This is a genomic window from Rhizobium sp. P2_G9 (assembly GCF_056403475.1).
The window spans coordinates 87,287-100,373 of record NZ_JBFUFK010000028.1 but is presented as its reverse complement, the minus strand read 5'-3'; the positions used below and the strand labels follow the sequence as shown (position 1 = coordinate 100,373).

At 59.3% G+C, this 13,087-nt stretch carries 16 protein-coding genes; 7 read left to right on the top strand and 9 right to left on the bottom strand.

Annotation, left to right across the window (positions count from 1 at the left end; all coding sequences use genetic code 11):
- Nucleotides 1–248 precede the first annotated feature (248 nt).
- Nucleotides 249–674, top strand: coding sequence for a nuclear transport factor 2 family protein (locus tag AC1DYF_RS22695; protein ID WP_477879035.1), 426 nt, complete (start codon nt 249–251; stop codon nt 672–674).
- Between the two features lie 96 nt (nt 675–770).
- Here the strand turns inward: AC1DYF_RS22695 and AC1DYF_RS22690 are convergent, their stop codons facing one another.
- Genes AC1DYF_RS22690 through cysG form a run of 4 tightly spaced genes read right to left on the bottom strand, consistent with a single transcriptional unit; the run spans nt 771 to nt 4,716 of the window.
- On the bottom strand, nt 771–1,268 hold the full coding sequence (locus tag AC1DYF_RS22690; protein ID WP_477879034.1) for a DUF934 domain-containing protein: 498 nt from the start codon (nt 1,266–1,268) through the stop codon (nt 771–773).
- Between the two features lie 14 nt (nt 1,269–1,282).
- Nucleotides 1,283–2,956, bottom strand: coding sequence for a nitrite/sulfite reductase (locus tag AC1DYF_RS22685; RefSeq protein WP_477879033.1), 1,674 nt, complete (start codon nt 2,954–2,956; stop codon nt 1,283–1,285).
- A 43-nt stretch (nt 2,957–2,999) separates the two neighbouring features.
- Nucleotides 3,000–3,278, bottom strand: coding sequence for a DUF2849 domain-containing protein (locus AC1DYF_RS22680; RefSeq protein ID WP_477680024.1), 279 nt, complete (start codon nt 3,276–3,278; stop codon nt 3,000–3,002).
- 1 nt (nt 3,279) lies between these two features.
- Nucleotides 3,280–4,716 (bottom strand): siroheme synthase CysG, encoded by a 1,437-nt coding sequence (gene cysG / locus AC1DYF_RS22675; RefSeq protein ID WP_477879032.1) that lies wholly within the window; start codon nt 4,714–4,716, stop codon nt 3,280–3,282.
- A 185-nt stretch (nt 4,717–4,901) separates the two neighbouring features.
- Between cysG and AC1DYF_RS22670 the strand changes: the two genes are divergently transcribed.
- From AC1DYF_RS22670 to mazG, 5 genes are all read left to right on the top strand, one after another.
- Complete coding sequence (locus tag AC1DYF_RS22670; protein WP_477879031.1) at nt 4,902–5,114, top strand: hypothetical protein; 213 nt, start codon at nt 4,902–4,904, stop codon at nt 5,112–5,114.
- The gene (locus tag AC1DYF_RS22665; RefSeq protein ID WP_477879030.1) at nt 5,111–5,395 is read left to right on the top strand and encodes a type II toxin-antitoxin system RelE/ParE family toxin; all 285 of its coding nucleotides are present in this window, start codon (nt 5,111–5,113) and stop codon (nt 5,393–5,395) included. The genes AC1DYF_RS22670 and AC1DYF_RS22665 overlap by 4 nt, the downstream gene beginning before the upstream one ends.
- Nucleotides 5,392–5,664, top strand: a complete 273-nt coding sequence (locus AC1DYF_RS22660) for a hypothetical protein (RefSeq protein ID WP_477879029.1) — start codon at nt 5,392–5,394, stop codon at nt 5,662–5,664. The genes AC1DYF_RS22665 and AC1DYF_RS22660 overlap by 4 nt, the downstream gene beginning before the upstream one ends.
- Nucleotides 5,665–5,794: 130 nt before the next feature.
- Complete coding sequence (locus AC1DYF_RS22655) at nt 5,795–6,391, top strand: deaminase (protein WP_477879028.1); 597 nt, start codon at nt 5,795–5,797, stop codon at nt 6,389–6,391.
- Between the two features lie 7 nt (nt 6,392–6,398).
- The gene (gene mazG, locus AC1DYF_RS22650) at nt 6,399–7,235 is read left to right on the top strand and encodes a nucleoside triphosphate pyrophosphohydrolase (RefSeq protein WP_477879027.1); all 837 of its coding nucleotides are present in this window, start codon (nt 6,399–6,401) and stop codon (nt 7,233–7,235) included.
- Here the strand turns inward: mazG and AC1DYF_RS22645 are convergent.
- Both AC1DYF_RS22645 and AC1DYF_RS22640 read right to left on the bottom strand, forming a co-directional pair.
- Entirely contained in the window at nt 7,222–8,481 is a 1,260-nt protein-coding gene (locus tag AC1DYF_RS22645; protein ID WP_477879026.1) for a GGDEF domain-containing protein, read from the bottom strand. The genes mazG and AC1DYF_RS22645 overlap by 14 nt on opposite strands.
- 100 nt (nt 8,482–8,581) lie before the next feature.
- Complete coding sequence (locus tag AC1DYF_RS22640; RefSeq protein ID WP_477879025.1) at nt 8,582–9,352, bottom strand: metallophosphoesterase; 771 nt, start codon at nt 9,350–9,352, stop codon at nt 8,582–8,584.
- Nucleotides 9,353–9,685: 333 nt separating this feature from the next.
- Between AC1DYF_RS22640 and AC1DYF_RS22635 the strand changes: the two genes are divergently transcribed.
- Nucleotides 9,686–10,273 carry a transglutaminase-like cysteine peptidase gene (locus AC1DYF_RS22635; RefSeq protein WP_477879024.1) on the top strand — a complete coding sequence of 196 codons (588 nt, stop codon included), beginning with the start codon at nt 9,686–9,688 and terminating at the stop codon, nt 10,271–10,273.
- A gap of 96 nt (nt 10,274–10,369) precedes the next feature.
- On the opposite strand, the gene hflX is transcribed toward AC1DYF_RS22635, so the two are convergent.
- From hflX to AC1DYF_RS22620, 3 genes are all read right to left on the bottom strand, one after another.
- Entirely contained in the window at nt 10,370–11,749 is a 1,380-nt protein-coding gene (hflX, locus tag AC1DYF_RS22630; RefSeq protein ID WP_477879023.1) for a GTPase HflX, read from the bottom strand.
- A 114-nt stretch (nt 11,750–11,863) separates the two neighbouring features.
- Nucleotides 11,864–12,106, bottom strand: coding sequence for an RNA chaperone Hfq (hfq, locus tag AC1DYF_RS22625; protein ID WP_201661278.1), 243 nt, complete (start codon nt 12,104–12,106; stop codon nt 11,864–11,866).
- Nucleotides 12,107–12,205: 99 nt separating this feature from the next.
- Nucleotides 12,206–13,069 carry a D-amino-acid transaminase gene (locus AC1DYF_RS22620; RefSeq protein ID WP_477879022.1) on the bottom strand — a complete coding sequence of 288 codons (864 nt, stop codon included), beginning with the start codon at nt 13,067–13,069 and terminating at the stop codon, nt 12,206–12,208.
- Nucleotides 13,070–13,087: the final 18 nt, after the last annotated feature.

Genomic DNA, 13,087 nt, shown 5'->3' with positions numbered 1-13,087 from the left:
TGAAGCCACGCGGAATAGGCTTTTGAATATCCATGAATTCACGCATTCGACTATACGCCGAAATGACGAGGATTTCCAGAAAATTGTTTGTGTACGAATGAATTTGCCCCTGAAGAGAGTTTTGCTCCCCTGACCTGTGTGCATCACTTCGCATAGGCGTGCCGATTTCATCAGGTCGCACAATGTTCATAGTTGCGACCCGCGAAAATTGCGCGCACATTTCCTGTCATCAAATGGGGAGGCTTCCAATGGGCAATAAGAAAGTGCTGAGGAAATTCTATGATGCGCGGGCCAAATCCGAGCAAGAAAAGCACCTCAGTTACGTTCATCCGGACTGTACATTCCAGATCGTCGGCACAGACAAGCTCGATGCGCTCACCAAACGATGGGTAGGAAAAGAGGAAATTGAACAAGCGGCAACAATGCTGTTTGCGGCCTGGGATCTCAGCCAGCTCAAGATCATCACCCAACACCAGAGTAAAGATACGATCTACGTGCACCGCCGCGGTGACGTCATCTATATTCCTGATGGTTCCAAGATAGCAGACACCCAGGTGGTCGATAAACTGACATTCAAGGATGACCTCATCATTGAATATCTGCAATTCGTCGATACATTCGCGGTGGATGAATTCATGAAAAAGAAGAATTCAAAGAAGAAATCTGCCAAATAGGCGAAATCGCGCAACGACTTGTCGCGCGACTATTGGGCATCTTCAGAACAAGCCGGGATGGCGTCGGGCAGATAGACTGACGGCGCCACGCGGATTTTACGAAACCCGCCGCCAGCTGTAGGAATGCGGGTTCTGCGACGGCCGTGCGGTCGGCTGGTAATGGTTGGTGATGCCCGGCAGCTTTCCCTCTTCCAGCCGCTTGAGCGCCACCGGATTGGTGACGGCGAAGCTGGTGATGCCGACGCGCAGCATCAGCGGAATCGGGTCGATCAGCACGTCGCCCACCGCGCGCAATTCGCCCTTGTAGCCAAGCTGCTCGCGCAGGATCGAGGCATGGCTGAAGGCGCGGCCATCGTTGAAGGCCGGAAAGGAGGCGGCAACGATGGCGATGTTATCGAGGTAAGGCGCAAGGTCCCTGACATTATCGGCCGGCTTGATCAGCACGCCGAGAGCGGTTTCCCCGGCCTTGGCTTTTTCGATGAACGCATCGAGCGACAGAATCGGCTTTTCGTTGACGCCAGCCTTGTTTTCCTCGGTCTCGACCACCCAGGGATCGTCGCTGACAAAACCGGATTCATTCCAAATTCTGGTCATTATGGGCTCCGGTCTCAAGCGGCTTCAGCGGCATTGCCGCCATAGAGGGCGACCTTGAACGGCTGGGGGCCGACACGGCGATAGGCTTGAAGGAAAGTCTCCTCGGACGACAGGCGCAAGCCAAGATAGGTATCGACCACGACCTCGACCGCATCCGTCACCTTTTCCGGCTCGAAACCGCGGCCGATGATTTCGCCGATCGATGTCTCGTTGTCGGCCGAGCCACCGAGCGTGATCTGGTAGAGTTCCGTGCCCTTCTTCTCGACACCCAGAAGCCCGATATGGCCGACATGGTGATGGCCGCAGGCATTGATGCAGCCGGAGATCTTGATCTTCAACTCACCGATTTCGGCCTGCCGCTCGGGCGAACCGAAGCGCTCGGAAATTTCCTGCGCCACCGGGATCGCGCGGGCATTCGCCAAGGCGCAATAGTCCAGGCCAGGACAGGCAATGATGTCTGTGATCAGGTTGTTGTTGGCAGTCGCCAGATTGGCAGGCTGCAGAGCGCGGTAGAGCGGTTCGAGATCGGCCAGCGCCACATGCGGGAAGATGACATTCTGCTCGTGGCTGATGCGGATTTCGTCGAAGGCATATTCTGCGGCGAGATCAGCGATCAGGTCCATCTGCCGATCGCTGGCATCACCGGGAATGCCGCCGATCGGCTTCAGCGAGATCGTCACCATGCCGTAATCCGGGTTCTTGTGCGGCTTGACGTTCAAATCCACCCAGCGGGCGAAATCCGGGTCAGCCTTCTTCCAGGCCGCCAGGTTTGCCCAGCCTTCCGCGCGTTCGGGCAGGTCCGGCAGAGCGAAATAGCTGCAAATCTTCTCGACATCGGCTTCCGGCAGCGTCAGTTCGCCATTCTTGAGCGTCTTGAATTCTTCCTCGATCTCGGCCGAGAGCTTTTCGACGCCGGTCTCATGGACGAGAATCTTGATGCGCGCTTTGTACTTGTTGTCGCGGCGACCGTAGAGGTTATATACCCGCATGATCGCGGTGATGTAGGACAGCAGATCCTCTTCCGGTAGGAATTCGCGGATCTTCTTCGCCACCATCGGCGTACGGCCCTGGCCGCCACCGACATAGACGTCGAACCCAATCTCGCCCTTGTCGTTCTTCTTCAGGTGCAGGCCAATGTCGTGCACCTGGATCGCGGCACGATCATAATCGGCGCCGGTGACGGCAATCTTGAACTTGCGCGGCAGGAAAGTGAATTCCGGATGCACCGACGACCACTGACGCAGGATTTCGGCGTAGGGGCGCGGGTCGGCAGCCTCGTCGGCAGCAGCGCCGGCGAAGTGATCGGCCGTGACATTGCGGATGCAGTTGCCTGAGGTCTGGATGGCGTGCATTTCGACCGATGCCAGATCGGCAAGGATATCAGGGGTATCTTCCAGCCGCGGCCAGTTGAACTGGATGTTCTGGCGCGTGGTGAAGTGGCCATAGCTGCGGTCATATTTGCGCGCGATATGCGCCAGCATGTGCATCTGCTTCGAATTCAGCGTGCCATAAGGGATGGCGATGCGCAGCATATAGGCATGGAGCTGCAGGTAGACGCCGTTCATCAGGCGGAGCGGCCGGAAGGCATCCTCGGCGATTTCGCCGGCGAGGCGTCGCTCCACCTGGTCGCGGAATTGCGCGACACGACCGGCGACAAAGGCATGATCGAATTCATCGTAGCGGTACATTACACTCTGTCCTCAGTGCATTCGTTTGCCGGCGCGGACGCCGTCAGATCACGTAATCGATCGTCGGCCCCTCGGCGCGGATGCGTTCGCGCAGCCGAAGCGGCCGGATGAAGCCATTATTCACCTCGACGTCGATCAGATTGACGTCGAGCACGACATTGTCGGCGAAAGCTTTCTTGCCGATTGCCTCAAGCCGCTCCACATCCTCCTTGGTATGGGCGATCTGGGCACGGGCTATACTTTCGTTCCATCGACCGTCAACATCGTACCAGACGGCAATGCCATCCGTCAGCCGGTTGGCGGTCAAAATCTGCAGGGCCATATCAAACTCCGGAAGTCTCGGCGGGCTCGGATTGCCTTGAAAGCAATGGCTCCGAATTGTCAAGGTTGGCGCCCGCCACGGCGTCACCAATAATCACCATGACCGGCCCGGTCAGATCATCGCGGCCATCGAGACCCGGCAGGTCGGCGAGCACGCCGTGCAGCATGCGCCGGTCGCGGCGGCTGGCATTTTCGATCACGGCAACAGTGGTGTCGCCCGGCAGGCCGGCGCCGATCAGACGGCCTGCCACGGAGGCCGCGACCGTGCGTCCCATATAGACGGCAATCGTAGCACCGGAAATGGCAAGGCTGGCCCAATCCGGCAGCACGTCTCCGGTCAGGTCATGGCCGGTGGTAAAGATCAGCGACGAGGCGACGCCACGCAGCGTCAGCGGCAGTTCGAAATCGGCGGCGGCGGCGAAGGCGGAGGTGATGCCCGGCACGATCTCATAGCTGACGCCGGCTCCACGGAGCGCCGTCATTTCCTCGGCGGCGCGACCAAAAATCAGCGGATCGCCGGATTTCAGCCGCACGACGCGCTTTCCGGCACTGCCGAGCGTGACCAGCAGATCGTTGATTTCTTCCTGTGATTTGGAATGGCAGCCCTTGCGCTTGCCGACGGGGATGCGATCTGCGTCGCGGCGGCCCATCTCGACGATCGACTGCGGCACGAGCGCGTCGTAGACGATGGCATCCGCCTCCATCATCGCCCGCTGGGCGCGCAGCGTGAGCAGGTCCTCGGCACCGGGGCCGGCGCCAACCAACCAGACATGGCCCTTGACCGCGTCCATGGTGTTGAGAAGCCGCGTCGCTTCACGCTCGGCTTCGGCCATACGACCGAGGCTGACAGCATCCGCGACCTCACCGGAAAAGAACCGCCGCCAGAAAACGCGGCGGGTGACGCCCTTTGGCAAGACATGGTCGACGGCGTCGCGGTAGAGCACTGCCAGCCGCGCCAGCGGACCGAGCGACGGCGAGAGAATCTGGTCGATCTGGGCGCGAATCATCTGCGCCAGCACCGGCCCTGCCCCTTCCGTGCCGATTGCCACGGCGACGGGCGCACGGTTGACGATGGCAGGCGTAAGGAAATCACATTGTTCGGGCTGATCGACGGCATTGACCGGGATTTTTAGTCCCCGCGCCACTTCAGCGATATCACGGTCCGCTTCGTGGTCGCCGGTGGCGGCAAAGACCAATTGCGTGTCTTCGATCAGGCTGGCCTCGAAAGCGCGCGCGACATGGCGGATATCCTGCTGGATCACCAACATCATCAACGCGGCTTCTGGCCGATCGGCAATCAGCGTGATCTTGGCGCGCGTGTTCATCAACAGCCGCACCTTGGCCAGCGCCTCATCGCCATTGCCGATCACGGCGACATTTCTCCCTTCGACGCGGAAAAAGGCCGGAAAGACAGACAGCTGATCGTCGCGATTTGACATACACACACCCTTTCGAGAGGCTGCACTATCTTTCATAGCGTGGCAAAAGTGAAGGAACAGAAATCCGACAAGGGCGGAATAAGTATATTCTTATCCTCGGTTTTCGGGGTTTAAGAGCAATATCTGCCGAGCAGTCGAGTTGAGGATTTCGGTAAAATGGCCTATGATCACGCAAGTAAAGGTATGTGATCATCATGGCCACACATTCAAAGATATCCACTGCGCTTTCATCGGATGATGCTCCGAGCGGCCACGATGAATGGTTCCGCGCGGAAGTCGAGAAAACGATTGCCAGATTGAAGGACGGGTCCGCAGTTCTGATCAGCGAGGAAGAGCACGATGCTCGCTGGCGGGAAAAACGAGCCGCGTTGCTGGCCGCTGCCCGGAAGCCTGAGTGACAGAGCTTCGCTGGTCTTCTGACGCCGAAGCAGATATCGAAAATATTACCGAATACATCGCTGAAAGAAATCCGGTCGCGGCCTTGGAGGTCCGCGATGAGATTGAAACACGAGTCAAATTGCTGAAGACATTTCCGACAGGTTGGAAAGCCGGTCGGATTGCAGGCACACGAGAGATGGTGCTCGCGGGTACATCCTACATTGCCGTTTACTCGGTCCGTGAAGAGGAGATCGTCGTCCTCCGCATCCTGCATTCGTCGCAGAGGCGGCCGCTGAAGTGACACTTGCGCTTCGAACCAACTTCGGTAGCAATCGAAAATCGCTATTTTTGCACCGTCCTCTTCTCGACGATAGAAATGAGATTTCCGATGTCCGAGACGCGCCGCCGCCAAAACACAGTCAAGAAGAAACCTACGACCAGTGGTTCTTGCGCAAAGTGCAGGAAGGACTGGATCGCGCAAGCGATCCGGCTGCCAAATGGTTTTCTCATGATGAAGCGCTGAAGCGTTGCGAGAACCGTCGCGCTGCGATTCTCGTGAGGGTTACCTGAGATTGCGACGAGTGACGCAAATCATTGGGCGCAGAAATGGCCGCCCGAATAATCTGTTGCTTGCACCGCCGAAGCCTTTCCAATCCGGCGGCTGACCAGCTAAGGTCGCGACAGCCATCGGAGCCCCCAAATGTCCTACGCCGTCAATGATGCCCTCGTCTCGCGCCTCCTGTCCGTGATGGAAAACGACATCATTCCGTTGACGCGGCGGGGCGTGGAGGCGGGCAACAAGGTGTTTGGCGCAGCACTTTTGCGCAAATCTGACCTGTCGCTGGTGCTCGCCGAAACCAATAACGAGACGGAGAATCCGCTCTGGCACGGTGAAGTTCACACGCTGAAACGCTTTTACGAAATGCCGGACCGGCCGGATACACGCGATCTGATCTTCCTCTCCACCCACGAACCCTGCACGATGTGCATGTCGGCGATCACCTGGGCCGGTTTCGACAATTTCTTATATTTCTTCAGCCATGAGGATAGCCGCGACGCCTTCGCCATCCCGCATGACCTGAAAATCCTCAAAGAGGTGTTTGGGCTGGAGCCCGGCGGCTATCGGCGGAGCAACGCTTTCTGGAGAAGCTTTGCCATTGCCGAGCTCGCTGAGATCGCTGCTCCCGGCCACAAAAGCGAATTCGCCACCCGCATCGACGCCATCAAGGCAGCCTATGCCGAGATGTCCGATGCCTATCAGTCCTCCAAGGACGACAACGCCATTCCGCTGAACTGAGACCGCCATGCAGCCTTCAAAGGATATCAGCCGCCTGATCGAGATCATGGCGGCGCTCCGCACGCCCGTCACCGGATGCCCGTGGGATCTTGAACAGAATTTCGAGACCATCAAACCCTACACGATCGAGGAAGCCTATGAGGTCGCCGACGCGATCGAGCGCAAAGACCTCGACGACCTGCGCGACGAGTTGGGCGATCTGCTGCTGCAGGTCGTCTTCCATGCGCGCATGGCCGAGGAACTGGGCGAATTCTCGTTCGGCGACGTGGTCGAGGCGATCACGGCCAAGATGATCCGCCGCCATCCGCATGTCTTCGCTACCTCCGATGCCGACGATCCGACCAAGGTCAGGAAACAATGGGATGAGATCAAGACAGAGGAAAAGCGCGCTCGCGCCGAGCGACGGGCCAGCCGCGGCATCACCGAGGATTTCAAGGCGGGTCACCTGGGCAGTGTCGATCGAGCCCAGCCGGGATTGACCGAGGCGCTGAAGCTGCAGCAGCATGCGGCGAAAGTCGGCTTCGACTGGTCGGAGCCCGAACCGATCCTCGACAAGATAGAAGAAGAGATTGCCGAATTCCGTGCGGCCATCTCGACAGACGACAAGGCGAAGATCGCCGATGAACTCGGCGACCTGATCTTCGCCGCCGTCAATATCGGCCGGCATGTCGGCGCCGATCCGGAAATGGCGCTGCGGGGCACAAACACCAAGTTCCGGCGCCGYTTTGGTCACATCGAGAAGAGCCTCTCGGCGGCTGGTGAAAATCTGGAAGACGCCAGTCTCGAACGGATGGAGGAGCTCTGGCAGGACGCGAAGAAAAGTGAGCCGTCTAACCGCTCGTGAATGCGCCCTGCACTCGATTGCGACCATCTGCCTTGGCCTGATAGAGGCTCTTGTCGGCGGCGGAAATCAGTTCGACCAGGCTCTGGCCCTGCTTTGGCCCTGTGGCGACACCGATGCTGACCGACACTTTCGCGTCGCCGGCCGCACGAACGCTATCGCTGATGTTGCGGCACATACGCTCGGCCATGGCTATCGCCTCCTCATGGCCGGTGGCGTCGGCCAGCACAATGAATTCTTCGCCACCGAAGCGATAGACGTGATCATTGCCGCGCACGCTGCGCCGAACCGTGTCGGCGATCGTCTTCAGCACCGCATCGCCTTCGAGGTGGCCGAACTGGTCATTGATTTCCTTGAAATGATCGGCATCCACCACCATGACGCTGAAATCGTGGCCACGACGCATGGCGGCGCGAACCATGTCGCCGCCGTCGCGGTCGAGCCGGCCGCGATCGAGCAGCCCGGTCAGGGCGTCCAATCCGCTGCGCGACAGAAGATCGGTATATTTCTCGCGATAGGTCAGGTCGTTGAACAAGTCGGCGACGGAGCGTGACGGCACGGCCGCGCGTTTCTCATAGGTCAGCGCGAGATAGGCCGCAGTGACGGCGGCATAGACCGCCGCCATGCTGATCTTGCCGAACAGGCCGGCCCAGAACACCGAAGCGGGGGCACCGACGAGATAGTGCAGCGCGCCGAAGAAGCCCACCTGATCGAATGTCAGCGTGAGCACGCCGGCGACGAAGAAACGCGGCACCAGGCTTCGGCCGATGAGATTGCCGAGCCGCTCGTAGACGATGATGATGGCGAGAGAGTCTATGTAGAGAAGGGTCGTTCCCCAGACCATCAGCACGCCCATTTCCCGCAGGAAATCGCTATCGGCAAGCACACCGCCATTTGGACCGCCACCACTATGCAGCGCCAGCACGAAGCCGAACAGCAGGCAGACGAAATTGCCGATCAGCAGACCGTAGATCAGCTGCCGGACGGTTGTCGCGTCCTCCTTGATGTAGAGCAGCAGGATCATCAGCAGCTTGCCGGCAAACATCGTCGCCGATCCGGGCGACACTGCGCCGAACGGCAACTGCACATAGAATTTTGCAGCAAGATAGGTTTCAAGGAAATGCATCGTCCCGAGCACGGTCATGAAGATCCCGATGCCGATGCGCGCGCGAAAATGCAGGAGGACGATGAGGACGACGAAATAGATCACGGCTTCGAAGGCCATGAGTGCGAAATTATAGATTTCCATCGAAAGTAGCCCGGCGAGTCGTCCACGACAGGAAGCCGTTCTGCCTGCTCAACCAGGAATCGTCAACGGCTTAGCAGCCCTGAGACGACAGAATGCGGCCTCACACTTCGGTGATGCCGTGCGGACCGATATGCACAGCGCTCAGCTTGCCGGTGGCGTAGGCACCGGTGTCGACGCCGACGCGATTGGTGCCGAACTGGACCGTGCTCGACGGAGTATGGCCGTGGATGACAGTGAGGTCGAGCCGCGGCCCTTCCGTCAGGAACGGTTCGCGGATCCACATCAGATTCGAGTCTGACTGCTGTGCCAGAGGAATACCAGGCACGACACCCGCATGCACGAAAAGCAGCTTGCCGATCGAAATCGTGACCGGCAGGTTCTGCAGAAAATCGACATGCGCCGGCGGGATGGCGTCGCGTGCCAAACGCTTGAGCTTGTGCCCGCTGGAGTCGGCAGCCAGCAAGCCGAACACATCGATGCCATAGGATTGCAGCGTCTGCTCACCGCCCAATCCAAGCCAACCTGGATCGAAATGCCCATCCCTTATGAACCGTAGAAAAGCATCGTCGTGGTTGCCGCAAATGTTCACGCGGAAGAGCGGCGCCGGCATTTTCCGCATGAGATGCTCGATGACGCCACGTGAATTCGATCCACGATCGATGAAGTCACCGAGGCAGACGACGAGCGCCGGCTGGCCAATCTCCCGCGCCCGCTCCAAAATCCGTCGTTCGAGATTGAGAAGCAGGTCGAGCCGCCCGTGAATGTCACCGATCGCAAAGATATTCGCGACGCGCTCGGACGGTATGGTGATCCGGCTGCGCCGCGGTGCTTCGGGCTCTGGCTCAAAGAATTTGCTAATCAGTTTACGCATAGCAACGGCAACAATTCCACTTTGTCGGGACGGTCGTCATATCCAGATCCCGGACGTCAAGCATATCGGACCCGCGGGTGATCCGCGAGCACGTTCGACAACCCAGAAAAAAGCGCTGAGCCTGTCGGTTCATCACCGCGTCGAGATGGCAAATAATCGGCAATGCTGTCCCGAAATGGCATGTTCCATAAAATTGAATCGAAAAGTTTGAAAATAAGCCAACAAACGCCCGCTACATTCAAAAAGACTCAAAAAAAGTCGAACCAAGAGCCGCTCGGTCGCAGGGTGCGACATCGCGGCGGGACAATTTTGGTGTATGATTGGGGATTTTCGATGCACAAACTGATCACGATTTTCGTGGCAACCGTGCTTTCGGTAGCGCTGTCCAGCACAGCTGCTTTTCCGTTCGGCCTCGGCGGACTGACCCGCGCGCCCGAACAGAACCGCGTGCCGTTCCTGCAGGAAAAGAGCCGGGCTGTCGCGCCTTTCGCGCATGTGATGTTCTGCGTCCAGCAGCCCGCGGACTGCACCGCTTCCAGCGGCCCGAGGATCGTCGATCTGACGCCAGCCAAAAAGCATGAGCTGATCGCCGTCAACGCGGAGATCAACCGTGAAATCACGCCTGTCAACGATGCCGGCAATGACCAGTGGACACTCGCGCCCATTTCGGGCGATTGCGATGACTATGCGATCACCAAGCGCCACGCGCTGATCGCGCGCGGCTGGCCTGAGTCAGCGTTGCGGCTGGCCGTCGCCTATACCTCCTGGGGCGAAGGCCACCTGGTCCTCGTCGTTCGCACCAGCAAGGGCGATCTCGTGCTCGACAACCTCACCGGCGCCGTCCGCAGCTGGCGCAAGACGGGCCTGCGCTGGGAAATGATCCAGGCGGCGGACGATCCGAAGGTCTGGTATCGCCTCTAACGGGTTGCACACCGGTGGCGGAATACATAGGACGCGCGACAGCGTTCCGGCATAGCGGGGTGATCGCCTCACCCAAAACCGGTCTGCTCTACCCTGTCAGTCTTCCCAAGGCTCCTTCGTAGCCGGCTGGCCGATACCGAGTCGGCGTTCCATTTCCACCGCTTCGGCTTCGGCGAGCCGCACATCGAGGCTGACTGAGCCGTCCTCGCGGTCCTCGCGGGCGTCGACGATGGCATTCTGGTAGAACCAGGGCAGCAGCGACAGCTTGTCGACCGAAAGTACCACGGTCGCCTCGGTCATCACCCCGGAAAGGCGCTTGCTGATCTCGGCCAGGAGAGCGTCGACACCCTCCCCGCTGATCGCCGACACCGCCATGACGTTTTCGGTTCCTTCAGCCTTGGCGACGAGCGCCGCATGGGCTTCCGGCTCAAGGCGGTCGATTTTGTTCCAGACGTCTAGCATCCGGGTCTCGCGCTCGCCCTCTTCGATGCCGAGATCGGTCAGGATACGCAGGACGTCCGATGCCTGGGCGGCATTGTCCGGATCGGAGATGTCACGGACATGCAGGATCAGATCGGCTTCGAGCACCTCTTCCAGCGTCGCGCGGAAAGCGGCGACGAGATGCGTCGGCAGGTCGGAGATGAAGCCGACCGTGTCGGACATGATCACCGTGCGCCCCTGTGGCAGGCGGATGCGGCGGAGCGTCGGGTCGAGCGTCGCAAACAACATGTCCTCAGCCAGCACACCGGCGCCGGTCAGACGGTTGAACAGCGTCGACTTGCCGGCATTGGTATAGCCCGCCAGCGCCACGATCGGATGCGGCACCTTCTTGCGCTTGGCCCTGTGCAATTGCCGGGTCCGGCGCACCTGTTCCAGTTCGCGCTCCAGCCTGAGAATCTTTTCCTGCAAAAGGCGACGGTCGGCTTCGATCTGGGTTTCACCGGGACCGCCGAGGAAGCCCGCGCCACCGCGCTGACGCTCAAGGTGGGTCCAGCTGCGGACCAGCCGGCCCTTCTGATAGTTGAGATGCGCCAGCTCGACCTGCAGCGAGCCTTCCTTGGTGGAAGCACGGCGGCCGAAAATTTCCAGAATCAAACCGGTGCGGTCGATGACCTTGGCGTTCCATGCCTTTTCGAGATTGCGCTGCTGGATCGGCGTCAACGGGTGGTCGACAATGACGAGGCCGGCATCGCCGTGATCGAGCAGTTGGCGGATTTCCTCGATCTTGCCGGAGCCGATCAGCGTCGCCGGCCGCGGCTGCGCCACCTGGACGATCTCGGCGCCGGCTATGTCGAGGTCGATCGCGCGCGCCAGCCCGGTCGCCTCGTCCAGCCGGCTGTCGCTGCTGCGGATCGAATGCGTGTCGTGGCCGTTTTTCAACACCGGCACGACGATGACGGCTCGATGATCGTTCCTGAGCCGAGACGTCTCGGGAATGAGAGATTCCTGGCTCGTATCGCGTTCTGAAATATCCATTACTCCACTGTGGCGCCCGATCTGCGCGCCTAAGGGCCAACGACAGATACGCCAATCCGTTCCATCCGCCGGGAACGGCGGATGATCGAGCCGGAAGGCTCGGAAGCGGATGTCTTAGCCGATATTCTCTTCGCCTTCAAACATCTGCACTGGTGAGCCGGGCATGATGGTCGAGATCGCGTGCTTGTAGACAAGCTGGGAATGTCCGTCACGGCGCAGCAACACGCAGAAATTGTCGAACGACGTCACCACGCCCGTCAGCTTGACACCGTTGATGAGAAATATTGTCAGGGAGATTTTCTGTTTACGAACAGTATTGAGAAAAAGATCTTGTAGATTTTGAGAACGTTCAGCCATTGCGCCCGCCGCTTCTTGTTGCCGGCCCTTTATTGCCGGATTTTTGTCACATGCTTCCGGGCGGCCTCTCCCTCCGGCGGCCACCTTCATAGACTGCTATCAAATCGGTGTCTTTTCCGCAATGTCGAAAAAGGCTTCTCGGATTTTTTGCGAAACACTCCCAGGATGTCCGTTGGCGATGACCTGATCGTCGATTTGCACCACCGGAAAGCAGATGCTGGTCGCTGCCGTGATGAAAACTTCACGCGCAGCTTTCATTTTTTCAACAGAAAAGCCCTCTTCGCGGATCGTGAGGCCGAGCTTCTTTGCGACATCCAAGAGCGTGGTCCGGGTGATTCCACGCAGGATGCCGTGCTCGGCGGGACGCGTTAGAAGCGTCCCGTCTTCATCGACCATCCAGACATTGCTGGCGGCGCCCTCCTTCACTGTGCCGTCACGATCGACGAAAATCGCCTCGGCGGCGCCATGTTCCTTGGCGGACTGGCGCGCCAGTGCGTTTGGCAACAGGCCGGTGGATTTGATGTCGACGCGGTCCCAGCGGTTCTCAGTGACCGTTATCGCCCTGATTCCATTCTCGTTCTTGGCAGTGATGATAGCTGGGTTGGCGCTCCTGGCGATCACCACGACCGACGGCTGGGTCCCGGCGGCGGGGAAAACAAAATCGCGCCTGGCTGCACCGCGGGTCACCTGGATGTAGAACAGGCCGTTCTTCACCAGGTTCTTCTTGATCACCTGCTTGATCACGTGGATCAGCGCCCTGCGCTCCATCGGCCAGGCGATCCTAAGTTCCGAAAGCGACCTCCCCAGCCGGTCGAGATGCCGCGTCAGGTCGACGATAACGCCATGCCTGACCTCGCAGACTTCGTAGACGCCATCGGCGAACTGGAAGCCGCGATCCTCGATATGAACGGCTGCGTCGCGAAGCGGGACATAGGCGCCGTTGACATAGGCAATTCTCGACATGCTTAAATCCTTATTAAA